The 25,483-nt window shown below is 54.9% G+C and carries 24 protein-coding genes; 10 read left to right on the top strand and 14 right to left on the bottom strand.

Going from position 1 to position 25,483, the window contains the following annotated elements; genetic code table 11:
• Window positions 1-142: 142 nt before the first annotated feature.
• Complete coding sequence (locus tag MKFW12EY_RS18785) at window positions 143-1,369, bottom strand: methyl-accepting chemotaxis protein (RefSeq protein WP_221053551.1); 1,227 nt, start codon at window positions 1,367-1,369, stop codon at window positions 143-145.
• Between the two features lie 360 nt (window positions 1,370-1,729).
• Here MKFW12EY_RS18785 and MKFW12EY_RS18790 point away from each other — a divergent pair, with 360 nt between their 5' ends.
• From MKFW12EY_RS18790 to MKFW12EY_RS18815, 6 genes are all read left to right on the top strand, one after another.
• Window positions 1,730-2,080, top strand: coding sequence for a transposase (locus MKFW12EY_RS18790; RefSeq protein ID WP_157199329.1), 351 nt, complete (start codon window positions 1,730-1,732; stop codon window positions 2,078-2,080).
• Window positions 2,081-2,238: 158 nt separating this feature from the next.
• Window positions 2,239-2,439 carry a DDE-type integrase/transposase/recombinase gene (locus tag MKFW12EY_RS18795; protein ID WP_221053552.1) on the top strand — a complete coding sequence of 67 codons (201 nt, stop codon included), beginning with the start codon at window positions 2,239-2,241 and terminating at the stop codon, window positions 2,437-2,439.
• Window positions 2,412-2,759 carry an IS3 family transposase gene (locus MKFW12EY_RS18800; protein ID WP_221053553.1) on the top strand — a complete coding sequence of 116 codons (348 nt, stop codon included), beginning with the start codon at window positions 2,412-2,414 and terminating at the stop codon, window positions 2,757-2,759. The genes MKFW12EY_RS18795 and MKFW12EY_RS18800 overlap by 28 nt, the downstream gene beginning before the upstream one ends.
• 446 nt (window positions 2,760-3,205) lie before the next feature.
• Window positions 3,206-4,111 (top strand): class I SAM-dependent methyltransferase, encoded by a 906-nt coding sequence (locus MKFW12EY_RS18805; protein WP_157199330.1) that lies wholly within the window; start codon window positions 3,206-3,208, stop codon window positions 4,109-4,111.
• Window positions 4,112-4,519: 408 nt separating this feature from the next.
• Complete coding sequence (locus MKFW12EY_RS18810) at window positions 4,520-5,461, top strand: glycosyltransferase (protein ID WP_221053554.1); 942 nt, start codon at window positions 4,520-4,522, stop codon at window positions 5,459-5,461.
• Between the two features lie 680 nt (window positions 5,462-6,141).
• A complete protein-coding gene (locus tag MKFW12EY_RS18815; RefSeq protein WP_221053555.1) occupies window positions 6,142-7,059 on the top strand; it encodes a glycosyltransferase family 2 protein in 918 nt (305 codons plus the stop codon).
• A gap of 5 nt (window positions 7,060-7,064) precedes the next feature.
• Here the strand turns inward: MKFW12EY_RS18815 and MKFW12EY_RS18820 are convergent, their stop codons facing one another.
• Genes MKFW12EY_RS18820 through MKFW12EY_RS18845 form a run of 6 tightly spaced genes read right to left on the bottom strand, consistent with a single transcriptional unit; the run spans window position 7,065 to window position 14,756 of the window.
• Complete coding sequence (locus MKFW12EY_RS18820) at window positions 7,065-9,194, bottom strand: putative bifunctional diguanylate cyclase/phosphodiesterase (RefSeq protein ID WP_221053556.1); 2,130 nt, start codon at window positions 9,192-9,194, stop codon at window positions 7,065-7,067.
• Between the two features lie 4 nt (window positions 9,195-9,198).
• Window positions 9,199-10,818 (bottom strand): sensor histidine kinase, encoded by a 1,620-nt coding sequence (locus MKFW12EY_RS18825; protein WP_221053557.1) that lies wholly within the window; start codon window positions 10,816-10,818, stop codon window positions 9,199-9,201.
• Window positions 10,818-11,438 carry a DUF1638 domain-containing protein gene (locus MKFW12EY_RS18830; RefSeq protein ID WP_054761112.1) on the bottom strand — a complete coding sequence of 207 codons (621 nt, stop codon included), beginning with the start codon at window positions 11,436-11,438 and terminating at the stop codon, window positions 10,818-10,820. Before MKFW12EY_RS18830 ends, MKFW12EY_RS18825 begins: the two co-directional genes overlap by 1 nt.
• The gene (locus MKFW12EY_RS18835) at window positions 11,435-12,463 is read right to left on the bottom strand and encodes a uroporphyrinogen decarboxylase family protein (protein ID WP_221053558.1); all 1,029 of its coding nucleotides are present in this window, start codon (window positions 12,461-12,463) and stop codon (window positions 11,435-11,437) included. Before MKFW12EY_RS18835 ends, MKFW12EY_RS18830 begins: the two co-directional genes overlap by 4 nt.
• Complete coding sequence (locus tag MKFW12EY_RS18840) at window positions 12,460-13,125, bottom strand: cobalamin B12-binding domain-containing protein (protein WP_221053559.1); 666 nt, start codon at window positions 13,123-13,125, stop codon at window positions 12,460-12,462. The genes MKFW12EY_RS18835 and MKFW12EY_RS18840 overlap by 4 nt, the downstream gene beginning before the upstream one ends.
• A 5-nt stretch (window positions 13,126-13,130) precedes the next feature.
• Window positions 13,131-14,756, bottom strand: a complete 1,626-nt coding sequence (locus tag MKFW12EY_RS18845) for an ASKHA domain-containing protein (RefSeq protein ID WP_221053560.1) — start codon at window positions 14,754-14,756, stop codon at window positions 13,131-13,133.
• Between the two features lie 368 nt (window positions 14,757-15,124).
• Here MKFW12EY_RS18845 and MKFW12EY_RS18850 point away from each other — a divergent pair, with 368 nt between their 5' ends.
• Together MKFW12EY_RS18850 and MKFW12EY_RS18855 are read left to right on the top strand one after the other, a co-directional pair.
• Window positions 15,125-16,405, top strand: a complete 1,281-nt coding sequence (locus MKFW12EY_RS18850) for an ATP-binding protein (RefSeq protein ID WP_221053561.1) — start codon at window positions 15,125-15,127, stop codon at window positions 16,403-16,405.
• Between the two features lie 94 nt (window positions 16,406-16,499).
• Window positions 16,500-17,039 (top strand): response regulator, encoded by a 540-nt coding sequence (locus MKFW12EY_RS18855; RefSeq protein WP_054761711.1) that lies wholly within the window; start codon window positions 16,500-16,502, stop codon window positions 17,037-17,039.
• An 18-nt stretch (window positions 17,040-17,057) separates the two neighbouring features.
• On the opposite strand, the gene nosR is transcribed toward MKFW12EY_RS18855, so the two are convergent.
• Entirely contained in the window at window positions 17,058-18,374 is a 1,317-nt protein-coding gene (gene nosR, locus MKFW12EY_RS18860; protein ID WP_221053562.1) for a response regulator c-di-GMP phosphodiesterase, NosR family, read from the bottom strand.
• A gap of 5 nt (window positions 18,375-18,379) precedes the next feature.
• Window positions 18,380-20,170: a bacteriohemerythrin gene (locus MKFW12EY_RS18865; protein WP_054761709.1), complete on the bottom strand. Its 1,791-nt coding sequence runs from the start codon at window positions 20,168-20,170 to the stop codon at window positions 18,380-18,382.
• A 101-nt stretch (window positions 20,171-20,271) separates the two neighbouring features.
• Here MKFW12EY_RS18865 and MKFW12EY_RS18870 point away from each other — a divergent pair, with 101 nt between their 5' ends.
• A complete protein-coding gene (locus MKFW12EY_RS18870; RefSeq protein ID WP_054761708.1) occupies window positions 20,272-20,670 on the top strand; it encodes a hypothetical protein in 399 nt (132 codons plus the stop codon).
• On the opposite strand, the gene MKFW12EY_RS18875 is transcribed toward MKFW12EY_RS18870, so the two are convergent.
• Complete coding sequence (locus tag MKFW12EY_RS18875; RefSeq protein ID WP_221053563.1) at window positions 20,667-21,437, bottom strand: ATP-binding protein; 771 nt, start codon at window positions 21,435-21,437, stop codon at window positions 20,667-20,669. The two genes, MKFW12EY_RS18870 and MKFW12EY_RS18875, sit on opposite strands and share 4 nt — an antisense overlap.
• Before the next feature lie 648 nt (window positions 21,438-22,085).
• Here MKFW12EY_RS18875 and MKFW12EY_RS18880 point away from each other — a divergent pair.
• Entirely contained in the window at window positions 22,086-23,000 is a 915-nt protein-coding gene (locus tag MKFW12EY_RS18880) for a LysR substrate-binding domain-containing protein (protein WP_054761705.1), read from the top strand.
• Between the two features lie 20 nt (window positions 23,001-23,020).
• Here the strand turns inward: MKFW12EY_RS18880 and fae are convergent, their stop codons facing one another.
• From fae to MKFW12EY_RS18900, 4 genes are all read right to left on the bottom strand, one after another.
• On the bottom strand, window positions 23,021-23,572 hold the full coding sequence (gene fae, locus MKFW12EY_RS18885) for a formaldehyde-activating enzyme (RefSeq protein WP_054761704.1): 552 nt from the start codon (window positions 23,570-23,572) through the stop codon (window positions 23,021-23,023).
• 89 nt (window positions 23,573-23,661) lie between these two features.
• On the bottom strand, window positions 23,662-23,796 hold the full coding sequence (gene cydX, locus MKFW12EY_RS18890) for a cytochrome bd-I oxidase subunit CydX (protein WP_064022825.1): 135 nt from the start codon (window positions 23,794-23,796) through the stop codon (window positions 23,662-23,664).
• Window positions 23,797-23,808: 12 nt separating this feature from the next.
• Window positions 23,809-24,948 carry a cytochrome d ubiquinol oxidase subunit II gene (cydB, locus tag MKFW12EY_RS18895; protein WP_064022826.1) on the bottom strand — a complete coding sequence of 380 codons (1,140 nt, stop codon included), beginning with the start codon at window positions 24,946-24,948 and terminating at the stop codon, window positions 23,809-23,811.
• Between the two features lie 15 nt (window positions 24,949-24,963).
• Window positions 24,964-25,476 (bottom strand): hypothetical protein, encoded by a 513-nt coding sequence (locus MKFW12EY_RS18900; protein ID WP_054761701.1) that lies wholly within the window; start codon window positions 25,474-25,476, stop codon window positions 24,964-24,966.
• Window positions 25,477-25,483: the final 7 nt, after the last annotated feature.

The raw sequence follows: 25,483 nt of genomic DNA on the forward strand, positions 1-25,483 counted from the left end.
AATTAACCAATTCACCGGTTAAGCGACCGCTTAGCCGCCTCGGAAACTGGCGTCTGCCGCCGGTTGGCGACGATCTTGTCGGGCAATACCGGGTTTCGCTGCCTCGGCTAGTCAAACGCATAGCGCAAGCAATTCGACCGAATTAAAACAACTCCACGTCTTGGCCGGAAAACGCTGGCATTTGCATCGAATCGGGCTTTGTCGAGTGATTCAACAATAATTTCAAACCGGAAACGCGTTTATCGAAGCGTTGCAGGCCGCTACTTTCATCGCGATCCCGGTGCAATTCCATAAACTTATGAAAAATATCGCCAATTGCCTGATTTTTCTGGGACAAGCGGCCCATCATCTGGGTAACGATGTCTTCGAATTGGACGGCGACGACGCCTTCCATGGTTAATTGATGCATCTGCTCGGTGACTTCGGTGATCTGGTGCGAGTGTTCGCGCGCTAACTTCGAAAGCGCAACCAACTCAGTACCGATCTGCATCAAATTTTCCTGGGAATCTTCGGCGATACTCAAGTCGGTATTATTTGCCAGCGTGACACTGGCGTCGATATCCGACATCGACCGCAAAATATCCGCCAGAGTGCCGCGAATTTGGTTGTTGAATTCGCTGGTATTGTGAGCCAACTTTCTAACTTCATCGGCGACAACCGCAAAGCCGCGTCCGGCTTCGCCCGCTCTAGCCGCTTCGATAGCGGCATTGAGTGCAAGCAAGTCGGTTTGCGTGGTAATCGATGTAATCTGGTTCAGCAGGCCGCTAATCCGCTCGACCTGGGTTTTCATTTGGTTAAAACTATGGGAAATACGCCGGCTGTTGTCGTTGAGTTCCTTAATTTTGCGGACGAATTCGTCGATCAGATGATTGGCTTCGCTGAAAAAACGGTGGATTCCGACTCGTTCTTGCTCCTGCTCCTGCTCACAGTTGCCGGTCATCAGCAACATCTGGTCGATTAACGTGACCAAGACCGCCTGTTGTTTTGCCGAAAGCGTTTGCAAACCGGTCAAGCTACCGTGCAATTTACCGACCGAATCTTTGATCAAATTTTTCGCCGTATCCATTTCGCTCTGGAAATCGGTGATTTTCCGACCGGCTTGGCCCAACACTTGGTCGGATAACTGCTGGTATTCGCTGATCACCGCGTCGAGTGCGGCCATACGGCTCTGTTGCTCGGAGTACCATTTGGCCCGACTCCGCGACGACAAAACGCTAGCGACGCCTAACAGCAGCATTAAAGCCAAGTAGCCATGCGGCACGAAACGGTCGGTCAGTAAATGCCATAGCTCGAATCCTATCGACATGAAAATAGCTGCGGCAGTCAATTGGAAATCGACGCGCTTGGCAATCGCGGTGGTGGACAACATCGGCATTGTTCTCGGATAGCTGAAATTGACAAACGCTTGCGCGTCAGTACGACGGCAAACGCCCTGATACAATTGTAGGCCAATTCCTAAAACATGTAGTCATTGGACTACATTAATACTGAGTACGGATTCGCTGCAATCAACGGAGCCCGTTATTTGTTGCGCTTCATCCGACGCTGAAAATCTTGGCAACGGAGCGTAAGCGATGTGAAGATTTTCAGCGAATGATTCGGTGACGCTAAACAGACAGCCCACTCGCCTTCGCGCGTAATGATCCGGGCGCTGAATCGCCCCGGTTTGATCTTGCCCAAATTTCACAGACAACCCCTAAGAGAGTAACCTCAGAGCATGAGGAGTCTTATGAAATACAACGATCAAACAGTCATTACCACTGTAAAACCTAAACGCAATAAATATACACCCCAGTTTAAAGAGCAAGCCTTGGAGCGAGTCAAGCAAGGCGGTGGCACCAAGTCCGCCAAAGATTTAGGCATAGCTCAGGCGATGCCTTATAGCAGGCAAGCCAAAAACAGCCAAACCGGTCAGCCCTTTGAAGAGCAAAAACTGCAACAGGCAGAAATCGCGCGGCTTAAACGGGCAAATGCTCGCCTGGAACAGGAAATCGCATTTTTAAAAAAGGCGGCAGCGTATTTATGCCCTATGGGTACTTTGCCAAGCAACCCCGGTCGACTGCATGGATGCAAGTGGTAGGGCAACGCACGAACAGTTGCCGAGAGGTGCGCCATAATGCAATCCCTTGAATCTGAAGTTTCAATCACCCTGATGTGTCACTGTCTTAAGGTTCGCGCAGCGACTATTATCAATGGAAAACACGCCCGACCTCGCAAAGGGCCCAATCGCAAGAAGCCATGACCGATGAGATCAAACTGGTATTTGACGATGAAAAGTCACGCGCTGGTTCGCCACGAATAGCCAAGCGCCTTAACGATGAGGGCTGGCTTTATCTAGTGGTTGTCTTGGAATTGTATTCACGCAAAGCCATCGGTTGGGCGATGGCAGAACACATGACTACCAGCCTGGTTTGCGACGCTTTGATTATGGGATTGTGACGGCGAAAGCGTTCGAAAACGCCATCGTTCATTCGGATCGGGGCAGCCGGTATCGTTCGGCAGCCTATCAAGCTCTACTCAAACAATATCAATTGATTTGTAGCATGAGCAAGATAGGCGACTGCTACGATAATGCTGCCATGGAAAGCTGGAACCACCACTTCAAGGTCGAAGCCATTCTTGGAGAACGGCTACAAACACGAGCCAAAAACAAACAACAGGTCTTCGAGTACATCGAAGTGTATTACAATCGCAAACGGCTTCATTCCAAACTGGGCTATCTGTCCACTGAAGCCTTTGAACTTAAACAAGTCTCTTAGCAATCTGTATGTGAAACGCGGGCAAGATCATTTTTTATTTAACCAATAAAAATAGACTCAATTAGTCTCAAAAAATAGTTGTTCACCAACCTGCGAAGGCCAATTCGGATTGGTTGGTATAAAATTCAGTTTCAGGTTGCTCCCAGGACAAACTGCATCATGAATCAATCTCTGGGCAAATGGAAAAATAGCGCCACTATTCCAGAGCAATCGTTTTAAATCATTAAGATAGAGATGCGATTTTCTTTTTAACAGGTTGGTGGAAAACTAAATGCCGGACACTAATTCCCCGGGAATATAACCATATTTAGTGAAAACATTGCTTGCCAACACTAAATATAGACTCAATTGGCATCAAAAATGAGTTTTTCACCAATCTGTTAAGCCACATATACAAGAACTAGTGATATTATAGTTAAATCAAAGAACGATAAGGAAAATTTGCCGTGCCGTTATCCAAACTAAATAATCCCATTTATTGGCTATGGAGAAACATCAAAGAACAATCGAAGGTGTTTCCAAAGATGTCAGACCTAAGCAACTTAGCAGACACCGCGCGTATCCGCCATATACAATGGTTACATGAGAGCGGCGATTGTCGAAACCCAGATAATCTAGCTGGCGAGTTGATGACTTCTAAAGTCCGCAAGGAATGTTTTAAACTCAACAGCGAAGCTATCGCCAAAATGCGCAAAAACCCATATTATTATTATTTGGTAGCGCGAACTAAGTTCTATGATCAACTACTCCTTAATGCGGTCGCGACTGGCGTTCACCGCATATTGATCCTTGGAGCGGGATTTGATACTCGCCTGTATCGCTTTGGTGAACAACTCGCCAAGCGGGGCATTGAAGTTGCGGAATGCGATCAACCCGACGCAGTCGAAATAAAGCAGAAACTCGCTAAACAACTCCCATATTCAGAGCGAGTTCGATATTTGAGTATAGACCTTAATAATCAGAACTCCTGGAATGGCTTGATGGATTGGCTCGATACAGAAAACACTTGTACAACGCTTATTTTTGCCGAAGGCGTGAGTCCATATGTGGACAGCTCTAAGTTTTTAAGTTTCTTGGCTAATATAGCCAGCCAGATATCCAGTGACAGCCTGCTGGCGTACGATTTCAAGCGAGTTGGAGCGAGAGACGACTTCGGAGTAACAGAAGACGTACGTTCGCCTTTTCGACTACCATTGAACAAGGAACTCATCAAGGAAAAACACACTAGTCTTGGCTTCACGCAGGTTTCGTTTATTTCATCCCTAGAGTTAATGCAGACCTATATTCCTAGCTGGGATAAGGAATTATCCCCACTATTTGATGAAGATGCGCTGCTAAAAATTAGCCGTTAACTCAAGTATAGAAATCACACTAACACCCACACCATAAACTCTATTATTTTGTTAAGCTCAACTTTAATCAAAACAAACCAATAACTTTCGCCCATAGGATTTCCTGAATAATTATAACCTTCAGCTAACTTAGACCAGCCAAGCCACCAAACCAACCGGAATCACCTAATTCAGATTTTGGATAACCAAATTTCGCCATTGAAGTCGGGCAGTTTTAAGAAAAATCATAGCTGCACTCTAAAGTGACTAAAGCATTTTATTTTTAAGCAACTGAAAATTAAGAATTTCGGTTTTAATGAATTTGCTGATATATTTATGCAATCAGGCAAGTTTAAATTAACAGATCGCAGCAAGAAGTTATTTGGCGGCAATTGACCATCATCTATTGATCAGCACATGGAGCAACCCATGAAACCATCAACTACTGTAAATAACGAAATCAATGTCGCAATATGTAGCTACAATTCGGCCGATTATTTACCTAAGCTGCTTCAGGAATTAATCACACAAAGCTGCCCGATTCCTTTTAATATTTTAGTTATTGACAATAACAGCACAGATGACACTCTTAAAGTGGTTTCCGATTTCGCTGCCGCTAGTCAAATCCCTATTCGTTACGTTCACGAGCCAAAACAAGGGATTGTTTTCGCTCGTAATAGAGCAATAGACGAAAGCTTGGCAAGCCGTTACATTATTTTCATAGACGCCGACGAACTTCCCGAAAAAGGCTGGCTACAAGCAGCAGTATTAAGCTTGAGCAATGAAAATGCTGATTGCGTAGGAGGCAAAATAAATATCTCGTTGCCTTATCACCCGAATTGGTTAAATGACGATCTCTTGCCGTTCTATGGCCAAATAGACTACGGTCAGAATTCATTTAAAATAACTGACGAATCCAAACCCATTTGGAGTGGTAACGTTGCTTACAACATGCGAATATTCCAAAATGGATTGTTGCGATTTGATAGTCGTTATAACCGCAAGGGAGAAGGCATAGGTGGTGGCTCGGATGCAATTATGTTTCAGCATTTGCTGCGAAATGATTATCATCTAATTTATGAACCCAATATGTCCATTTTACATCTAATACCGGAAAAAAAAATCAACCGCAGTTATTTCTTAAAACTGCATTTTATTGCCGGCAAGAAATTCGGCACATTCAAAGCCCCTCCTGACGGAACAAAATTATTTGGAATCCCGGGATTTATGTATTTACAATTGCTCAGTAAAATATATAAATTTTTTATTATTTATTTTAAGAAGCCCCATGCTTATATGCGCGAAGCCATGAACCTCACCTACCACCTAGGTATGATGAGATCTTTAGCTAAATTAAAAATTATTTCATAGCCGATATAATCCGAGCAACAGAATTAAAAAAGCATTTAGCGGGCGACCGACATAGCAATATTAGCATCAGGCTTTTTTATTATTTGCAAGACCGAGCTCAAGCCAAGTACAAAATCCCTTTAACAGCCTAAAAAAACAGTTGTATAGACATTATACATGCCCAAGAACCAACTATTATTATGGAATTAGGAAATATTATATGCTAGACACAGATTATCTAACGTGTCAAATATAGGAAATCAACAATCCATTAGCGTGTTTTTTGGTTTTCCATATTTGGAAAATCAGGCGACCTATTAAATTTCCAATATTACACACATTCGAAACACATAAAAAACTTCCTGATTACTTATAACCTTCAGCCAACTTAGGTCAGCCAAGCCGCCAAGCGCGCTGGAATTAGGTGGCTCATATTTTTGATAAATAAATTTTAACCGTTGAAATCGGGTATTTTTCAGACTAAACGCAGTTGTGCTCGAAAGTGATTATTGGATTCTATTCTATAACCGACTGATAATTAAGGATTTCAGTTTCAAGGAATTTGCTGCGACATGTAAGTAATCAGGAAACTTTTCAACACTTACTAAAGAGTGGATCGGCCATACCGAAACCGCAGATACATGAACAACCTTTAGTGGCCTGTTAGAAAACAGCACCCATCAATATTCAAGGACCTGGTAATGAACACCTCCCTTATTTCCGTAATCATGCCTTGTTACAATGCTGAAAATTACGTTGAGAGCGCAGTCGAAAGCGTGTTTCGGCAAACCCACGCCAATGTGGAATTAATTGTTGTTGACGACGGTTCAACTGATAAAAGTTATTCGGTTCTAACCCAATGCCAACAGAAATACCCGAATCTGAAAGTTTTTCAGCAATCGAATCAAGGCCCTTTTCCGGCCCGGAATTTGGCGCTGAAACATGCCGCCGGCGAGTTTATTGCTTTTCTTGATGCCGACGACTACTGGGCACCGAATTTCCTCGAAAAACTGTTGCAAGGTATCGAGAACAATAACGCCGATCTTAGTTATTGCGGTTGGCAAAATGTGGTTGAAGGCGGAGAAAACGGCCCGGCTTATCTGCCCCCCTCCTATGAGAAAGGCGATATTTCGCAAGCATTTCTCGCGTCTTGCCCATGGCCTATTCACGCCGCCCTGGTGCGGCGAGAAATTATCGAAAAAGCCAACGGTTTTTCGCTGCGCCGATTCAGCGCGATGGACTACGACTTATGGATCCGTATCTCGGCGATTACTCGGAATATTGTTTTAGTACCCGAAGTCTTGGCATTTTATCGCTGGCATAACCATGGTCAGATTTCGTCGATTAAGTGGCGGCAAGTGCTGGATGGCTGGCAAGTCAGAAAGGATTTTGTAACGCAAAACCCCGAATTGGTGGCCCATATTCCCCAGGAAAGGCTAGACGAGTTAGTAAACGGCAGCGTTTTTACTCAAGCGTATTCGGCTTTTTGGAAGCGAGATTTGGTTTCCTCGCAACGCTTATTTCGGGAAATTTTCAAATCCGGTATTTGGCGCTTTAAGGATTTGAAATACATCGGTTTGAGCTTCCTTCCTTATGCTGTTCTCAGCCGGATAGTTTAATCCGATTAACCCACCCTCAGCGGCTGCGTCTGCCGCTCCGGACCCAACCGCCATTCCTGGTGCGGCGTCCAGGCGGAGATCCAAGCCGACAGTTGTTCGGCCGGCATCGGCCTGGCGATACCGTAACCTTGGGCGTTGTCGCAGCCCAATTCCAGCAACAGCAAGCCATGGGCAGCACTTTCCACGCCTTCGGCGACGACGCGGCGGTTGAAGGCGGCGCTCAAGTTGATGATGCCGGCGACGATAGCCAGATCCTCCGGATCGGCCAAAATATCGCGGATGAAGGATTGGTCGATTTTCAGGGTTTCGGCCGGCAGGGCTTTCAAATAGGTCAACGACGAGTAACCGGTACCGAAATCGTCCAGCGCGAAACTGACGCCGAGTTTCTGGCATTCCCGCATCACACCGGTGACGCGGCCGATATCTTCCAGCGCGGCGGTTTCCAAAATCTCCAGTTCCAGGCAATTCGCCGCCAATTGCGGATATTGGGCAAAACCGGCTTGCAATGTGGTAACGAAATCCGCATCCAACAAATGCCGCGGCGCGATATTGACGCTGAGCGGAATATTCAGACCGCCGGCCTGCCACTGCGCGGCATGCACCAAAGCCTGGCGCAGTACCCAGTTGCCGACGGCAATAGCCAGGTCTGAGCCTTCGATGTCCGGCAGAAACGCCGCCGGCAGCAACAAGCCACGTTCGGGATGGTGCCAGCGGATCAAGGCTTCGGCGCCCAATATCCGGCCGCTGCGCATATTGACTTTGGGCTGGAAGTACAGCGCCAATTCGCCGTTGCGCAATGCCGAGCCGATCCGCGCCAGGTTGCTGCCGCGTACCGAGCAGAGCCGGTCCTGCTCGCGATCGAACAGGTGGTAACGGTTTTTACCGCCCTGTTTGGCGGTGTACATGGCCTGGTCGGCATGACGCAGCAAGGTTTCGGCATCGGCCGGGTCGGCCGGAAACAGCGTGTAACCGAGGCTGGCCGAAACGCTGACGTAATGCCCGCCGATTGCGGCCGGTTCCGCCACCCGGTCCAGCATGCGCTGCAACACGGCCTGGCATTCGTGGGCCGCATTAAAATCCAGCAACAGCAACACGAATTCGTCGCCGCCGATCCTGGCTACCGTGTCGCCGGCGCGCAAACAGTCCTTGATGCGCTGCGATATCTCGATCAGTAACTGATCGCCGACATCGTGGCCGAATTGGTCGTTGATCGGCTTGAAACCGTCCAGGTCCAGATAGCACACCGCCATGGTATTGCTGGCACGGCGGGTGTGCGCCAGGGCCTGGCTCAGGCGGTCGGCCAGCAAAACCCGATTGGGGATGCCGGTCAACGGATCGAAATGGGCGATGCGTTCCAGGTCGAGTTCGTGGTTCTTCAGCGGCGTAATGTCGGCGGAAAGGCCGATGTAGTGGTGCACCCGGCCGTGTTCGTCGCGCACGACCGAAATCGATGTCAACGCGGCGTATACCTCGCCGCTTTTACGCCGGTTCCACAACTCGCCGTTCCAGTAGCCGCTGCCGAGCAGCGAACACCACATGCTTTCGTAAAATTCGGCCGATTGCCGCCCGGATTTCAGCACGCTGGGATTTTTACCCAGGACCTCGTCCTTGCTGTAACCGGTCATTCGGCTGAACGCATTGTTGACGTCGATGATCCGGTTTTCGGCATCGGTGATCACCACGCTGTCGTGGGTATGGGCGAATACGCTGGCGGCCAAGCGCAGAGCCGCCTCGCGCCGCTGCAACTCGCGGCGTAGCCGTTCCCGTTCCAACAGGTTGCGAATCCGCAGCCGGGCGATTTCGATATTCAGCGGCTTGGTCAGGTAGTCGGCGGCGCCCAGCGCAAAACCGTGGGTCTCGGCCTCGGCATCGTTCATCGCGGTGATGAACACGACCGGAATGTCGCGTAACCGCGGATCGAGTTTCAACCGGCGGCAAGTTTCGTAGCCGTCCATGTCCGGCATCATGATGTCCAGCAGTATCAAATCCGGCGGATCGTCCTGCGCCAGCTCCAAACCCCTGGCGCCGGAGGTGGCGATCTGGATCTGGTAATCGTCCTGCAATGCCAATCCCAGCAGCGCCAGATTGGTCGGCATGTCGTCGATGGCAAGGATCTTCTGGTTATCTTTAGCCATGTGCCTAGCCAGCCTCGGAGTTTAGCGCGGCGCGAAACAGCCGCAGTTGGGCTAAAGCTTGTTCGAACTTCATATCGTTCACCGCTTGGCCAATCGCGGCAAACCGTTCCGCCGCAACCGGCGGCTCAACTTCGGCTTGCAGCCGCTGGTACTGGCCGACCGCCTGGAACATGTTCTTCACCAATAGCCGTTCCAGTTCGTCCAATTCTGCGCCAAGCTGCGGTAAATCGCGCAGCAACGCGATTTCCGCGGGCGGTATTGCCGCTGGCGGCTCCCGGCCGTTAAGCGCCGTCTCCGCCGCTGCCGCCGGCGATTCGACAGCTTGGACCGCTTCCTGAGGCACCGCTCTGCCGTTGACTCCATTCGCAAGCAGCGGGCATTCGATCGGTTCCGCCCCAATCCGAAACCAAAACCTCGAGCCCTGGCCGAGCACGCTGTCCACGCCGGCTTCGCCGCCCATTAATTCGGCAAAACGCCGCACGATGGACAGGCCCAGCCCGGTGCCGGCATAGCGTCGGGTCGAACCGGCGTCGATTTGACTGAACGGCTTGAACAGCAGGCGCTGTTGTTCCGCGCCGATGCCGACGCCGGTGTCAGCCACCGAAAACTCCAGCCGCGCGCCGGCCTTGTCACGGCCGAGTTCGCGGCCCTGCAAGGCGATTTCGCCGGAGTCGCTGAATTTAATGGCGTTGCTGACCAGATTGGACAGCATTTGCCGCAGCCGAATTTGGTCGAGTAGATAGCATTGTTCGGCCGGCCCGCGCCAGACCGCGGCCAACGTCAGATTTTTTTGGCGGGCGCTTTCGCCGAACAGCGAATGCACTTCCCGCAGAATATGGGCCGGGGCCACCGCCGCGTAATTTAATTCCAGGCGATTGGCTTCGATCTTGGATAGATCCAGCACGTCGTTCAGCAGCGTCAACAGGGTTTGGCCGGAAGACAGAATGGTGCGGGCGCACTCGCGGTGTTTTTCCGGCGAGCAGTCGGGCAGGGCCAGCAATTGCGCCATGCCGAGGATGCCGTTCAATGGGGTACGAATTTCGTGGGACATCGTTGCCAGAAAGTTGCTTTTAGCCTTGTTTGCCGCCTCGGCAACCCGGGTTTTGATCTCGTTGCTCAAAATCAAGGCCATGTGCGAAAAAAAGGGGGTCAGATAGTCGCGCATTTGCGCGCTGCCGAGCATATCGGTCATTTTGACCACGCCGATCAATTCGTTGCCGGCCAGCAACGGCATCACCCAAGTGCAAGCGACGGCCGGCGTCGAACCGCGTAGCAGGGTATGCGCCGAATCGCTGGGCTGTTCCACGAAACGGCGCTGAGCGAATACATTGGCCACCAACGGATCGTCGATTTTGCCGACCGTACGGCGCTCGCCGGCCAAATTGGCGTATTGGATCTCGCCTTCGTCCAGATAGTAGATTTCGACGTTGCTGCCGCCCAGACTGCCGCATAAAGCCATCATCAAATTTTCCAGCATGCTGTCGACGCCGGCAATCGGGTTCAACAATTCCACCATGTGCAGAATCAGATACAGGTTGGCTTTTTCTTCCGATACTTTGCGCAAGCGGGCTTCCAGGTGCTCGATGCGGTCCAGTAATGCCTGCTGGCCGGCTGGGACGGACATTAGGGTTCGGCCGCCAAACGGCGTTGAATGGCATCCGCCAGCACCAATTCCAGATGGCTCAGGTCGACGTCCTGCCAGCGTAGCGGCAAATCGACAAAGCGCGCCGCAGCCTCGGCAGCGCTGGTAAAGTCGGAGTTGCAGGGTGTGCGCAGCGCCAGAATGTATTTGTGGCTGCTGTGGAAAATCTCGCGAACAACGGCGTTATTGTTGCCGAAGCAAGCGGTGATCATCGGCTCCCAGGTCAGGGCCCAATCTTCCAACAGAAAATAGGCGCCCTGTTCCAGCTCCTGCATGAAACGCTCGTAACCGAGCAGCATGACGATGCAGTTTTGGCCATGAGTACGGCAGGTATGGTGGCCTTCCAGATAATTTTCCATCAACGGATGGCAACTGCCGTAGAACACCACGGTCTTCTCGCCCAGTTTCTCGCGCTCTTCCAGGGCTTGGTTCAATTCGGTCGACAAGCGGTTCAAATAATTGTGCAACGCCGAATTCAAGTAATGGGTGTGCACGTTCCAATGGTTCTTTTCGATCAAACGGTCCACTTCCTTGCGCAGGATACCGCAGCCAACCAAGGTTAAGGCGGGTTGCGGCTCCGGATTCAAAGTAAACGTTTTCATTGCCAACTCCCGTATTCGAAGGCAGCGGCCAACATCGCCCGGATATTGGCTTCCGGCACCGCCAATGGCATCACGCCGTTGCCGAACAAGAAATGGCCGCCGGGCTTGCCGATTTCGATGATGCGTTTGACTTCGGCCCGGGTCTGCTCCGGCGTCCAGTGGATCATGCGGATATCGTCGATCACACCGCAGCATAGCCCCCGGTTGCCGATCAAGGCTTTGGCTTCGGCCAAATCCGCAAGCGGTCCAAGATAATGCGTCGTGATTCCCAACTCGGCGAACACCAAATCGATGACTTCGTTGAACGGCGCCATGCCGCAATAATAGACAATACCTTCCACTCCACCCGGGACCAAGTCGCGCCGCATCCACGGCAGCACGCTGGCTTCGACTTGGCGGCGACCGACGAAATAAGGCGAACCGAACGGGGTGGAGTAGATCAGTACATCGGCGCCGGCGGCGCGCAAAGCGGCAATCTCCTGGTGGAAAAAATCGGAACATTTGCGCAGTAACTCGTCGCGCAAGTCGAACGGACCGAGCAAAAACAACTCCATCCATTTATCCATGCCCATCAGGATGGCGGGCAGCGTGGTCGAGGCCGTCGCATACGCGCAAATCGGATGGGTGGCGCCGACTTCGTCGGCCAATATCGACAGACATTCGCCGATCGGCTGCCAGGCTTCGGTTTGAGTGATGTCGGCCGGGATTTCGAATTTAGCGATGTCGTCCAGGCTTTTGATCACGAAGTCGGCAACATTCGGCACGCCGTCGTCCGCGAACAGGATTTCTTTACAACCCAATAGTTCGGCCTCTTTACCGACATAGTGCAAACTCCAAACATTGTCGTGGCCGTACCGCCGTTGCATGCGTAATTGGGCTTCGGCGACCGCGGCACCGTCGGCAAAATAGTTTTGCGGCCGCAGGCCCATTTCGCGGGCGCCTTGGTCGAGCAAGTTGCAAAACACCGGAATTCGCGGCGCCGGAGTGCCGTTTTGCGCGGCGGCCAATATTTGTAGCGGCGTCACGGTTTCACCTCGCGGATCAGTTCGACAATGGTTTTGGCGGCATTGACGCCGTCGGCGGCCCAGGCGTCGGCGCCGACCTTCAAATAAAGCTCGGTGTCGAAACGGTAAGGCGCGCCGCCCACCGCCAGTTTGATCCGATCTTCCAAGCCGCGCTCCTTCAGCAGCGCCCTCACCTTCAGGCTGCCGTTTTCGCCGATCGCGGTGTGTACCATCATCGCCGAAATAGCGATGACCTGCGCCTGCTCGGCCACCGCGGCATCGACGAAACGCTCGGCGCTGACGTTGGAGCCGAGATCGACGACATCGACCATCAACGACTTCAGGCAACCGGAGACGATGCGTTTACCGAGCGAATGCAGATCGCCGTAGGCGGCGCCGATCACGACCCGGCCTATCATTTCCGGCGGCTTGCTGAATTTTTCCAGCATTTTTTCGGTGACGTCCGCGGCGATCTGCGCGGTCATGAAGTGTTGGGCCAGATTGGCGTCGGGGTCTTGTTCGATGAAGGCCATCATTTGTTCGACGGCCGGAATCACCAGCTTGAACACGATGTCTTCGGCGCTGAAGCCTTCCTGCAGCGCCCGGTTGACAACGTTGAGCGCGGTTTGTTTGTCGGTTTCGAACACCGCGTCGTTGTAAGCTTGAATGTAGGCCTCAAGCATCGTGTTTACTCCGTAGCGCCGATGGGTTGCAGGCGCAAGTGGTCGATGAAGCGGTTTTCGTATTCGACAACCCCGCCGAGATTGACGACCTCGATCCGCTGCGTGATTTCGGCTTTGAATTTACCCGGCTCCGCCGCCAGCAACAGTTTCTCGCAGCCGGCCAGACTGGCGTCGGCCAGCAGCCGGAAACGCGCCGGACTCAAAACCGGCAGCAGGCCGAGACGGATGGCGGCGGACAGTTGCAAATGCCGGCCGAAACTACCGCAAATCCAGAAGCTGTCGAGGCGGGCCAAATCGAGCCCGGCGAACACCGCTAATTGTGCCATGGCCGCCGCGGTCGAAGCTTTAGCGCGCTGGAAAATGTCGATGTCGCTCGCAAAAATAGCGGTACGCGGATTGTCCGGGTCCAACCGCAAGCCCGCCGCCGGTTGCGGCGCGGCGAAACGGCCGGACGGCTTCAACAGCCCCTCCGCCAGCAGCAGCGCAACGGCATCGATAAAGCCGCTACCGCAAAAACCACGGGCCGGCGCGGCGTCTAGGGTATGTAACCGCGGGATGCCGGCGCCGGGCTCGACCCGGTGGATTGCCCCCGCCTCCGCGCCGATACCGTTACGGATGCCGACGCCTTCGAATGCCGGACCGCCCGGCACCGAAGTAGCCCATATGCGGCTGCCGTCCCACAACGCGATCTCGGTATTGGTGCCGAAATCCGCCAGCATGGCCGGAGCGGGCTGAGCGGTGATGTCGGCGGCAATCAACGCGGCCAACAGGTCCGAACCGACAAAGCCGGCCAGGGGCTGGCCAATTTCGATATCGGCATGCGGCATGCGCCAGCGCTCGCGCCAGGCGGCCGCGTCGTCCGGGATACAGGCAATCGGCGCTTGCCAATTTGCCGGATCGTATAGGCTGTCGCCGCTTGCGCCGCAAATCAGACTCAGCATCGCGGTATTGCCGACGATCAGCACTTTACCGATTTGCGCCAGAATCGGCGCGATTTCGCCCAAATCGCGGCTAAGGATGTCGCGAACACCCTCGATCACCGCCTTGCGCGCTTCGCCGGCCAGCACCCGGCTCTGTGCCGGGGCCAGGCGTTCGGCATCCAGCCGGGTCAAAACGTCGGCGCCGTGGCTAAGCTGGGGATTGATGCCGATCCGGCTGCCGATCCGGCGGCCGGTTTGCCGCTGCCATAGCGACAAGCGAATGTGGGTGGTGCCGAGATCGACCGCAACGCCGAAAGGATAATCGCCCAGCGCGGGGTTGCCTGCCGTGCACAAGCGGCAAGCGCTGTCCAGACTTTTCCATACCGACTCCGGTGCAGGATGCTCCAGAGACAACTTCGCCGGGCCGCGGGCATACAACTGGCAAGCCAGTCGCCGGCCCTGTGCCAGGTCTTCCGGCAACAGTTTTTGCCGTTCGGCCATTGTCGGCGGGTTGAAATCCCCTTCCAGAACGGTGATCAGACAGGCGCCGCAGGTCCCCAAGCCGCCGCAGGCGGCGCGGACCCGCAATTCGCCGGTATCCAGGGCGTGGCGCACCGACGTTTGCGGGCCGATTTGCAGCGTCCGCTGCCGGTCGCCGCAAACGACATCGACCGGCGATCCGGCGGCCGGCGGCCGGCTTTCGCTATTCATAGCGCGCCGGCCGGGCCGCGGACGGAAAAACGGCTCGGCGGCAAGCGCCGGCCTGGCGTTGAAAACATTTGCCTCGTCCCCCTGTAATTTGGCTATGCTCGCGTTAACCGTTGACAGCAGATGAAGACGCCATCCCGCAGCGGATTCACTTCCTGCGCCATGGCTATGCCGGAGCAACGCCATTTTAAAAACACAAACTTAGCCTTAATGTTCGGCTCCGGAGCCGTTCAGCGCGAGCGCGGTTGGCGTAACCCCGCGCGCAGCCTAAACTATCCGGGCAATGACCTATTTTAGCAAGGCAGCGCAAGCGCGCCCGATCCGTTCCGGAACGGCGGCGTTGCCGGACGCGCCAATTCAAGCGGAAGCCGATGGATTCAGCCACACCCGACCAAAACCAACGCCCCACCATTTTGCTGGTGGACGACGAACCGATCAATTTATCGGTCTTCGGCGAATTTCTGACGCGTTACTACCAGGTATTGGTGGCAACCGGCGGCCAGAGCGCGTTGAAACTGGCCAATAGCAAGGCCAAACCGGATTTGATTCTGCTGGACGTGATGATGCCGGGCATGGACGGTTACCAGGTACTGGCCGAATTGAAGGCCCAAGCCGACACCCGCGACATCCCGGTGATCTTCATCACCGCGCTGACGTCGGATCTGGAGGAAGAGCGCGGCTTGGCCTTGGGTGCGGTCGATTACATCTACAAGCCCTGCCATTTGTCGATTCTTTTGGCCCGCATCGGAACCCAACTCGAATTAAAAAAGGCCCGCGACTGGTTGCGCAACCAGAATGCCGTTTTGGAAGCGGAAGTCGAACGCCGGCAAAAGGAAAACCAGTTGGTGCAGATGCAGTTGTTGCAGTCGGAAAAGCTCGCCGCGATCGGCCAGTTGGCGGCCGGCATTGCCCACGAGATCAACAATCCGGTCGGTTTCGTCAACTCCAATCTGAATACCTTGTCCGGCTATCTGGCAGACCTGTTCTGCGTGATGGATGCCTATGCCGCCGCGCTGGCGGCCAACCAGATCGCCGAACCGGCGCGGAGCGAGTTGCAGGCGCTACTGGCGAAAAAACAGTTAACGTATTTGCGCGAGGACATTCCGGATTTGCTGGCCGAATCGCGGGAAGGTTTGGCGCGGGTGCGCGGCATCGTCCAGGACTTGAAGGATTTCGCCCATTCCGACAGCGACACCTGGGAACTCAGCGATTTGCACAAAGGCCTGGATTCGACGCTGAACATCATTTGCAACGAATTGAAATACCACTGCAAAATCGTCAAGGAATACGCCGAGATTCCGCAGATTTATTGCCTACCGTCGCAATTGAACCAGGTCTTCATGAATCTGCTGGTCAACGCCGGCCAAGCCATCGAAACCCAGGGCGTGGTCACCGTGCGCACCGGTTGCCAGGAAAACGAGGTTTGGGTCGAGATCGGCGACAACGGCAGAGGTATTGCCCCCGAGCACATCAGCCGCTTGTTCGAACCGTTCTTCACCACCAAACCGGTCGGCAAGGGCACCGGCCTGGGCTTGTCGATTTCGCGCAATATCGTCACCAAGCACGGCGGCCGGATCGAAGTGGACAGCGAGCCGGGCCGGGGCAGCCGGTTTCGGGTCTGCCTGCCGATCGCTCGGCCGCAACCGGCCTGAGCCGGATAAGCGCGGTTCGAGCAGGGAAACTTGCACGCCGCGCGTTACGTGCCAGACTATTCGTATTCCGACAGATTTCCGACGGCCGCCCGCTATGAATGCAAGTCCCGCTAAAATTTTGATCGTCGACGACGAACCCAACGTACTGAAAGCTCTCGGCCGTTTATTGAAGGCCTACGCCACGGTAACCGTGGAAAGCGCCGAGGAAGCGTTGCTGATTGCAGAGCAGCAGGCGTTCGATCTGGTGATTTCCGACTACCGGATGCCGGGCATCAATGGCATCGACTTCCTGATTCTGTTCAAACGGCTGCAACCGGATGCGATTCGGGTGGTATTGACCGGCTTTGCCGATTTGGAAGGCGCGCAGCATGCCATCAACGAGGCCGAGGTGTTCCGTTTCATCAACAAGCCGTGGAGCAATCTGGAAATCGTCCACGTCGTGGAAAGCGGGCTGGCGCATAAACGCATGCTGCTGGAAAACCGGGCGCTGGCAGACCAAGTGCGGGCCCAGCAGAAATTGCTGGCGGAAAAGGATGCGCTGATTCGCGCGCTGGAAGCCGAGGAGCCGGGGATTACCAAGGTCAATTGGGCCGCGGACGGTTCGATTATTCTGGACGACGCCGATCTGGAGTAATGCCGGCGGGGACCGCTCCTAGTGCCCCTGCCCCTGCCCCTGCCCCAGCCTGACCCGCAACACCAGGCTCTTGCCGTGCTTGCGCAAGCCGAGGATGTCTTCGACGTGTTTGTCGGTCAGAATTTGATCTTTCAGATAAAGCACGTCGTTGCATAGCACTTCCGCCGCTTCCATGCCGGCTTGCAGTTGGGTCCAGGATATTTCGATCACCGGCCGCTCGTCGTTGGCCCGGGTTTCCTCCAGTACAGCCAGAAAAGTATCGACCACCTGCGGATCGTAATGAATGCCTTTTTTCGACAGTAGCCGGGCTTTAACCTGTTCCGTGCTCATCGTGCTGCCGGTGATACTGCCGTCCAGCATCGTGATGTATTCGCGAATCACCGTCAAAATCCGGCTGCCCAGCGGTATCGCCGCCCCCGCCAGGCCGGCCGGGTAGCCGGAACCGTCGTAATATTCGTATTGGTGGGCCACCAGTTCGGCGGCGTGGTGCAGCGGCTCGATGCCGGCCAGCAATTGGTAGCCTTCCTGGGCATGATTCAAAAAACGTTTGCGTTGTTGGCCGTTCATCGAAAAATGCGGCAGCGTCAGCAAACTGTCCGGCAGGCTCATTTTGCCGATTTGCAGCAGCAAGCCGGCAAACACCACGTTTCTGACCTCCGCCGGCGGCAAACCCAGCCGCTGCGCCACTTCCTTGGCATGTTCGGCGATGTATTTGGCGTGGCCGCTCTTGATGCCGGGACGCATTTCGATGATCCTGGCGAAGGCTTTGACCGACTCGTTGTACTGCCTTTTCAACGATTCGTTGGCTTGTTCGATCACCTGCAGCGACTTTTTCAATTGCTCGGTACGCTTTTCGACTTTTTCCTCCAGGCTGGAATTGAGTTCCTTCAATTCCAGGTTCTGGCGCTGGACGATGTCGTACAGGCGTTGGCGTTCCTCGCGCAGGCGTTTTTGGTCCAGCGCGTTGTTGACCAGGATTTTCAGCTCGTTGTCTTCCCAGGGCTTGCTGCAGTAGCTGTAAATCCGGCCATTGTTGACTGCGGCGATGGTCGATTCGATATCGGCGTAACCGGTCAACAGAATCCGCACCGTGTCCGGATGGTTCTCCGCGGCCCGGCTCAAAAACTCGGCACCGTCCATCTGCGGCATGCGCATGTCGGAAATGATCAAATCGATCGCTTGGGTTCGCAGGATCTCCAGGCCGGCAGCACCGCTCTCGGCCAGGTGCACGGCGTATTCCGCCGAGCGGAACAGGCGTTTCAAGGCTTTCAGTACGTTCGGCTCGTCGTCGACGAACAGCAGTTGCGCGGTCGGGGCTTCGATATTCGCATTCATGGCAGTTAGGGCGCGAGGTTGGCGGAAGGTAGCGGCAGCAGGATTCGGAACACCGTGCCTTGGCCCGGAGCCGAATCGACCTGAATGTCGCCCTGGTGGTCTTTGACAATTTTATAGGATAGCGACAAACCCAAGCCGGTCCCCTTACCGACCGGCTTGGTGGTAAAAAACGGATCGAAAATCTTGGCTTTGACCTCGTCGCTCATGCCGCTGCCGGTGTCGGCAATCTCGACAAAAACCCGGTCGCCGCCGCGGTAGCCGGTGCGTATGGTAATTTTGCCGAAATCCGGGATGGCCTGGGCGGCGTTGACCAGCAAGTTCATGAATACCTGGTTGAGCTGGGCGCCGACGCAGGCGAAAGGCTTGACGCCGCCGTATTGTTTGACGACTTCCGCCTTGTATTTCAACTCGTTGTTGACGATGTTCAGTGTAGAGTCCAAACCGGCCTCCAGATCGAACACGGCTTGCTCCTGCCGGTCGATGCGGGAGAAATCGCGCAGGTCCTGGACGATGTTTTTGGCGCGGGTGGCACCCTCCAACGATTCCAGGACCAGGTCGGCCGCGTCCGCTTTGATGAAGTCAAGATCGACCCGTTTTTTAAAGGCGCGGAATTCGGCGGCGACCGGATCGCCCGCGGGTAAATTTTCGGCCAAGCGCTCGGCCAGAGTGGCCGCAAACGCCAATTCTCCGATGTACTCCTGCAAGGTATTCAGGTTGGAATAAATATAACCGAGCGGATTGTTGATTTCGTGGGCAACGCCGGCCGCCAACTGGCCGATCGACGCCATTTTTTCGGCCTGGACCAAATGCGTCTGCGCTTCCTGCAACTGCCGGTTAAGCTCGATTTGCTGGTTTTTTTCCCGTTCCAGGTTTTGGTTGGTTGCAGTCAGCTCCCGGGTCCGCGCCGCGACCTGCGCCTCCAGTTTCTGGTTCAGCTTGGACAATGCGGCTTCGGCCTTTTTGCGCAAGGTGATATCCATGCCGCAGCCCATCAAGCCGGCGAATTCGCCGTTGCGGCGAATGCGGGGCGCTGCGGTTTCCAGGATCCAGGTGATTTTGCTTTCCGCGCCGAGCAGGCGGTACTCGATCTTTAACTTGGTTTGTTCGCCGGCGGCCTTGCCGTAAGCGGCCATGACCTGCGCCCGGTCTTCCGGATGAATCACCCCCATCCAACGCTGTTTTTCCAGTTCGTTACGCTGCAAGCCGAAGGATTTGAACCAGAACCGGTTGCAAAATATCGGCATATGCTTGGCGTTGGTGATCCAGATCAGCGCCGGCAGATTGTCTGCCAGGTCTTTGAATCGCTCCTCGCTTTCCCGCAACGCCGAATACAGGTTGCTGTGTAGCACGTCCAGGTGTTCGCGGCGGTCGAGTTCGATCCCGGCGGCATCCACGCCCTTGTTCAAACTGATCGCCATCAGTTTGTCGGTCTTCAGAATATGGTGGCACAGCCAGTCGACCAAAAAGTCCAGCAAGTCGCGGGAAATCGCCGAACGGTCGTGCTCGGCCTCGCTCTGCACCCCGCGGATTTTGTCGACGAATTCGCGGTGTTCCTTGCTGTGTTTGGCAAACAGCTCCGGGTTGAAATCGGCGGCGGCCATCAATTCCTCTTCGTGGCGAAAATGGTAGGCGGTGTAGTCGGCCAGTTCGCCGACCGTCGCGACCATACTCTCGCTGTCGCCGCCCACCGCCACCAGTTCGTCCAGCTTGTTGATCAGCTCCACCAGCTTCTGGTGCTGGCCGTCGACGCTATCCAGGCCGACGAGCAACTGATCGTTCCAGGTCAAAATACTCATGTTCGAGATTCCGCAAACCGATTGAAAGCCGGATATTACTCGCGCACATGCTATGGCACAATGCCGGGGCCGAGTAATGTTAGGGAGACGACGCCAAAACCATGAAAATCGATACTTTCGCCGGTTTGCAAGCCTTGCTGGAATCGGCCTTTCCGAAACGCTGCCCGAATTGCGGTTACGTCTATTCCGGGCCGGAACAGTTTTTCCGCGAAACCGGCGATATGCCGAGCGGGCGCTCGTCGTTAAAGTCGTTCGTCGACGACGACGGTTCGGCCGTGGTCGAGGTGTTCCGCAATTGCCGTTGCGGCTCGACCTTGATGGACGAATTCGTTTGCCGCCGGGATATGTCCGAACCCGGCAGCCGCAGCCGCGAACAATTCCAGCGGTTGCTGCGGGATTTGACCGCCCGCGGGATTGCGGCCGAAACCGCCCGCACCGAAATCCTGAAATTCATGCTGGGCGCGCCCAACCGCTTGCGCTTGTGGCTGGAGGACGATTAAAACCCGGCCTGACCGTCGCTGACGCTGTTGAAAAACTGCTTGGCGGTGCGGCCGTTTTTAGCAGCGCGCGTATGGGCAAAATCCAAAGCCGCCTTGTGTAACACCTCGCGGTCGCCGCGGTAATCCGGGAAATAGCTGTCGACGATGTCCAGGTAGGTTTGGGTCTGCTGCGGGTAAAACGCCAGGCGCAGGCCGAAACGGTCCGACAGCGAGATTTTTTCTTCGACCGTGTCGGAATAATGCACCTCGCCGTCGACCAACAAGGTATCGAGATTGTCCCGCATCTGTTCCGGCAGCAAATGCCGCCGGTTCGAAGTCGCGTAGAACAACACGTTGTCCGGCGGCAGCTCGATCGAGCCTTCCAGCACGCTTTTCAGCGGCTTGTACAGGCTGTCGCCGGCCTCGAACGACAAGTCGTCGCAATAGATCACGAAGCGTTGCCGATGCTCGCGAATTTCGTCGACGATTTCCGGCAAGTACAACAAATCCTGTTTGTCGACTTCGATCAAGCGCAAACCTTCGTGCATGTATTCGTTCAACAGGGCTTTTACCAGCGACGACTTGCCGGTACCGCGCGCGCCCCACAACAAAACGTTGTTTGCCGGCAAGCCGGCCAGAAAACGTAGCGTATTGTCGACCAGTTGCCGCTTTTGCGGCTCGATGCCGAGCAATTGCTCCAGCCGAATCGGATCGATGTGCCGAACCGGACGCAAATATTCCTGGCGTTGGCGCCAAATGGCCGCGTAAGTGTTATTCCAATCAATCATGGTCGAATTCCGGTTTGAAGAGACGGCTGGATTGTATATTTTTTAGCCAATTTAACGCCAGTTTAGTTGCCGCGGGCCCTTGGCCGGGTTTTTAACGGCTTGCCAACAGATTTTTCCACAACTTCTGTGAACAAATCAAAATTGGATGGGTATTTTTATGCGCCCGGCCGCAGTCACCGGTAAAAATCGGCCGAAAACGGTGCGTCGCCGATCCAAGGCCGGAAATTATATAAAAAGCAGACAACTGAAAAATCGCCTTTTAAAACAAATTATTAGCTAAAAAACCCATCGATTGCCAACAGTTTTTTCCACAGATTATGTGAATATAATCGCGGCATTGTGCAAATTGCCGCCGATCAAGCGGCCGGTGCGCCGTTTTAACCGCATTTCCGCTATTAACCGGGAATTGGCCAAACAATGTCCAACCAAAAATATCTGGTTAAATACAAGTGGTTATACTAATTTTCCCGTTATTCTCAACAATGATACACACAGATTTTGTGAATAACTTTTTGTTGTGGACAACTGCACCCGCCGTCCGCAAAACCCGGCTACGGTTGAAAATCGTTCGGCCTCAGGCGAACAACAGCCGGCAGGCTGCGGATTGTTTAAAATGTCGGCCATCCACCGACCAAGCCTGGAGGACGTATGAATCTGCGAGACCTGCACTATTTGATTGCCGTGGCCGATTTGCGCAGTTTCGTGCAGGCGGCCGACCGTTGCTGCATCAGCCAGCCGACGCTGAGCACCCAAATCAAGAAACTGGAGGACGAGCTGGGGATTCAGTTATTCGAGCGCACCAATAAAAAGGTGCTGCCCACCGAATTGGGCGAGCAAATCATCGCCTCGGCCAGGCGGATTCTGAAAGAACAGCAGATAATCAAGGAGCTGGCCGCCGCCGCGCAGGACCCGTTGGCCGGCAATCTGCGGTTCGGCGCGTTCCCGACCCTGGCCTCCTATCTGTTTCCGCAACTGGTGCCGCTGATCAAGCAGGCCTTGCCGCGCATCCGCCTGATTCTGGTCGAGGAAAAAACCGAGCAATTGCTGCTGCAACTCAAAAACGGGCAAATGGATTGCGCGTTATTGGGGCTACCGGTTTACGAAGATTTTCTGGAAAGCAAGGCGGTGTTCGACGACGAATTTCTGCTGGCGGTCGCCGACGGCCATCCCCTGGCCGCCAAAACGGTTGTCGAACCACAGGATTTGGACGGCGAACATTTGCTGCTGCTGGACGAGGGCCATTGCCTGCGCGGCCACGCCTTGCAAATCTGCCAAACCGCGGGCGTCGACGAAGCACAGGACGTACGCGCCACCAGTCTGGAAACGCTCAGGCAAATGGTGCATGCGGGTACCGGCGTGACCTTGATGCCGCGCATCGCGGTGCGCCGCGAGCCGGGCATCCGCTATATACCGTTTGCGGCGCCGGTCCCCAGCAGGACGATAGGCTTGGTCTGGCGCAAGACCAGCTCCCGCGGCGAGTTGATTCGAACACTGAGCGGGCTGGTCGAGCAGGCCTCGAAACATAACCGGGCCGACCGGATTGACGCGACAGGGGCCACCTGACTGCGGCCGGTGCTAACCGGTTACCACTGCGACTCGCCGGTTTCCGGGTCGTACATTTCGTGGAAGATTTTATGGCGGTTGGCAATCAGTTCGTCGATGCTGGGCGAGTTGCTCATCGCTCTGGAGATCGCCAGTTTCATTGCCTCGTAATTGGTGCGGTACAGGTCTTTGCGGTCCAGGTTCGGGTTGTCGGCGCAGGACGGATCGATCCAGATCATCGCGATGATGCACAATTCGTTGGCCTGCAACCTTGGAATCACGCCGTCCGCCACGCTATCGATTACCGCGTCGGCCACGGCCGATTGCACCGGGCCGCCCAACAGGTTGACGTAAGCCGACGACTTGATCGTGACTTTCGGCACCATGATCGTGGCCGGGCGCACTTGCTGGTTGGTGGCGCGAATCGCGAACATCCGGGTATGGCCCGCGGTTTGGCCCATCAGATTGGCGAAGGCGTGGCCGGCCGGACCTTTGACGTCGCCGATCAGGATTTCCGGCATCGCGTCGGTGCCTTGGCCTTCGCTGGAAAATACGGTGGCTTCGCCGGTTCTAAACCAAAATGAATCTGACATGGGAAATCCTCGGAATCAATTAACAGAGCCGGCATTCTATGTCTCCGCCATCCCCTCGGCAATAGGCAGCCGGCGCGGGTCGGCCGGCCTTACTTGCGCAGGCTATCGCACGACTGGTCGATGCCGTGGGTGTCGATGTCGCAGACCGACTCCAGCCACATGGCGTTGATGATGCCGAACGCGGCGGCAAAGCCGACGCCTAAAATCCAAGCGAAATACCACATGGTTTGTTCTCCTTAGTACAGGGTGTGCGAATCTTTTAATACAGTCTGTTCGGTGACGCTGCCCCAAATCACCCGATAAACGAAACGGGTGTAGAGCAGTACGATAGGCAGAAACACGACGGTAATCCAAAATGCCAACAACAACGTGGTGTGGCTGGAGCTGGCATCCCACAAGGTCAGGCTGGAGCGCGGATCGGTTTTGGAGATCAACAAAAACGGAAATAAACCGAAGCCGACCGTCAAACCGATGCCGGCAATACCCAGCGCACTGGCCCAGAACGCCGCCATCCGCGAATCGCCGGCGCCGAGTTTCCACGCCAAAAAGATGCCGCCGAAACCGGTTGCCGGCGCCAGCCACATCCAACTGTGGCTTTGAAAATGCTGCAACCAGCCGGCGCCATGGGCGATAACAGCCTTGTGCATCGGGTTGGACGGCGCATCGGTCGCGGCCATTTGCGTGATTTCCGGCCGCTCTATCGCCAAGAACACCCAGGCGGTAATCACGGCTAACGCGACCAGCAATAACGGACCCAGCGCCGCGACGGCAGCCGTCGCCCGTTGGTGGATCGCGCCTTCGCTGCGCCATTTCAGAAACAACGCGCCATGGAACAGGGTCAACAGCAAGCCGGCGAAACCGCACAACAACGCGAACGGATGGAGCAAGGCAAAGAACGAACCGTCGTAAAACGGCCGCAGGTCTTGGTCCAAATGAAACGGCAGGCCCAGCAACAGATTGCCGACCAGCACGCCGAGCAGAATCGGCGGCAGCGTGCCGCCCAGAAACAGGCACCAATCCCAGGCGTTGCGCCAACGTGGGTCTTCGATCTTGCTGCGGTAATCGAACCCGGCCGGGCGAAAGAACAACGCGAACAATACCAGCAACATAGCCACGTACAAGCCGGAAAACAGCGTGGCATACACCGCCGGCCAAATGGCGAACACCGCGCCGCCGAGCAATACCAGCCAGACCTGGTTACCTTCCCAAGTGGCGCCGACGGTATTGATCACCACCCGGCGTTCGACGTCGGTCTTGCCGATGAACGGCAACAGCGCGCTGACGCCGAAGTCGAAGCCTTCGGTCACGGCAAAGGCAATCGCGACGACGCCGATGAATACCCACCAAATCAGACGAATCGTTTCATAATCGAACATGGTTTACTCCGGAAATTATTGGCGCGGATGGTCGTGGTGCTGGACATGGCCGCCCGGCATGGCGTGGCGGGCGTGGTCGCTGAGCTGGGCCTCGAAATAGGCATGGATGGCCTCGACCAAGGCCGGATCGGCAGTTTGGTATTCGATTTCGGCGCCGTTCGGCAATTCGCGGTATTGGTAAGCCACCTGGCCGGTCGCCGCGCTCAAGGCCTGCACGCCGGGCATATCGTCGCCGTGAATCCGGCGCGGACCGGAGAAATCGCCCCGAGCGAAACCGGCCGCCAAATGGATCAGATGCTGGCGAATCAGACCGATCTGTTCGCCGTCGCCGGCATTTTTCGCCACTACTTGCTGCACGCCGCCGCTAGCCGATTTGGTGAAGATGTGCAAGGTCTTGTCCAACGCGAACGGCATCACCTGGCTGCCGCGCTGCTGTACTTCATCCAGCCGGGCCGGATCGACCGGCGGGATGGCTAGCGCGACGTTGGCCACCGCGGCCAGGACTATGATTACTGCAATATTTTTCACCGGATTC

Source organism: Methylomonas koyamae (assembly GCF_019669905.1).
Lineage (GTDB): Bacteria > Pseudomonadota > Gammaproteobacteria > Methylococcales > Methylomonadaceae > Methylomonas > Methylomonas koyamae.

Bases quoted from the DNA above. Each gene is read 5' to 3' on its own strand.
- MKFW12EY_RS18785 (WP_221053551.1), bottom strand. From the start codon at position 1,369: ATGTTGTCCACCACCGCGATTGCCAAGCGCGTCGATTTCCAATTGACT.
- MKFW12EY_RS18790 (WP_157199329.1), top strand. From the start codon at position 1,730: ATGAAATACAACGATCAAACAGTCATTACCACTGTAAAACCTAAACGC.
- MKFW12EY_RS18795 (WP_221053552.1), top strand. From the start codon at position 2,239: ATGACCGATGAGATCAAACTGGTATTTGACGATGAAAAGTCACGCGCT.
- MKFW12EY_RS18810 (WP_221053554.1), top strand. From the start codon at position 4,520: ATGAAACCATCAACTACTGTAAATAACGAAATCAATGTCGCAATATGT.
- MKFW12EY_RS18815 (WP_221053555.1), top strand. From the start codon at position 6,142: ATGAACACCTCCCTTATTTCCGTAATCATGCCTTGTTACAATGCTGAA.
- MKFW12EY_RS18820 (WP_221053556.1), bottom strand. From the start codon at position 9,194: ATGGCTAAAGATAACCAGAAGATCCTTGCCATCGACGACATGCCGACC.
- MKFW12EY_RS18825 (WP_221053557.1), bottom strand. From the start codon at position 10,818: ATGTCCGTCCCAGCCGGCCAGCAGGCATTACTGGACCGCATCGAGCAC.
- MKFW12EY_RS18830 (WP_054761112.1), bottom strand. From the start codon at position 11,438: ATGAAAACGTTTACTTTGAATCCGGAGCCGCAACCCGCCTTAACCTTG.
- MKFW12EY_RS18840 (WP_221053559.1), bottom strand. From the start codon at position 13,125: ATGCTTGAGGCCTACATTCAAGCTTACAACGACGCGGTGTTCGAAACC.
- MKFW12EY_RS18845 (WP_221053560.1), bottom strand. From the start codon at position 14,756: ATGAATAGCGAAAGCCGGCCGCCGGCCGCCGGATCGCCGGTCGATGTC.
- MKFW12EY_RS18850 (WP_221053561.1), top strand. From the start codon at position 15,125: ATGGATTCAGCCACACCCGACCAAAACCAACGCCCCACCATTTTGCTG.
- MKFW12EY_RS18855 (WP_054761711.1), top strand. From the start codon at position 16,500: ATGAATGCAAGTCCCGCTAAAATTTTGATCGTCGACGACGAACCCAAC.
- nosR (WP_221053562.1), bottom strand. From the start codon at position 18,374: ATGAATGCGAATATCGAAGCCCCGACCGCGCAACTGCTGTTCGTCGAC.
- MKFW12EY_RS18865 (WP_054761709.1), bottom strand. From the start codon at position 20,170: ATGAGTATTTTGACCTGGAACGATCAGTTGCTCGTCGGCCTGGATAGC.
- MKFW12EY_RS18870 (WP_054761708.1), top strand. From the start codon at position 20,272: ATGAAAATCGATACTTTCGCCGGTTTGCAAGCCTTGCTGGAATCGGCC.
- MKFW12EY_RS18875 (WP_221053563.1), bottom strand. From the start codon at position 21,437: ATGATTGATTGGAATAACACTTACGCGGCCATTTGGCGCCAACGCCAG.
- MKFW12EY_RS18880 (WP_054761705.1), top strand. From the start codon at position 22,086: ATGAATCTGCGAGACCTGCACTATTTGATTGCCGTGGCCGATTTGCGC.
- fae (WP_054761704.1), bottom strand. From the start codon at position 23,572: ATGTCAGATTCATTTTGGTTTAGAACCGGCGAAGCCACCGTATTTTCC.
- cydX (WP_064022825.1), bottom strand. From the start codon at position 23,796: ATGTGGTATTTCGCTTGGATTTTAGGCGTCGGCTTTGCCGCCGCGTTC.
- cydB (WP_064022826.1), bottom strand. From the start codon at position 24,948: ATGTTCGATTATGAAACGATTCGTCTGATTTGGTGGGTATTCATCGGC.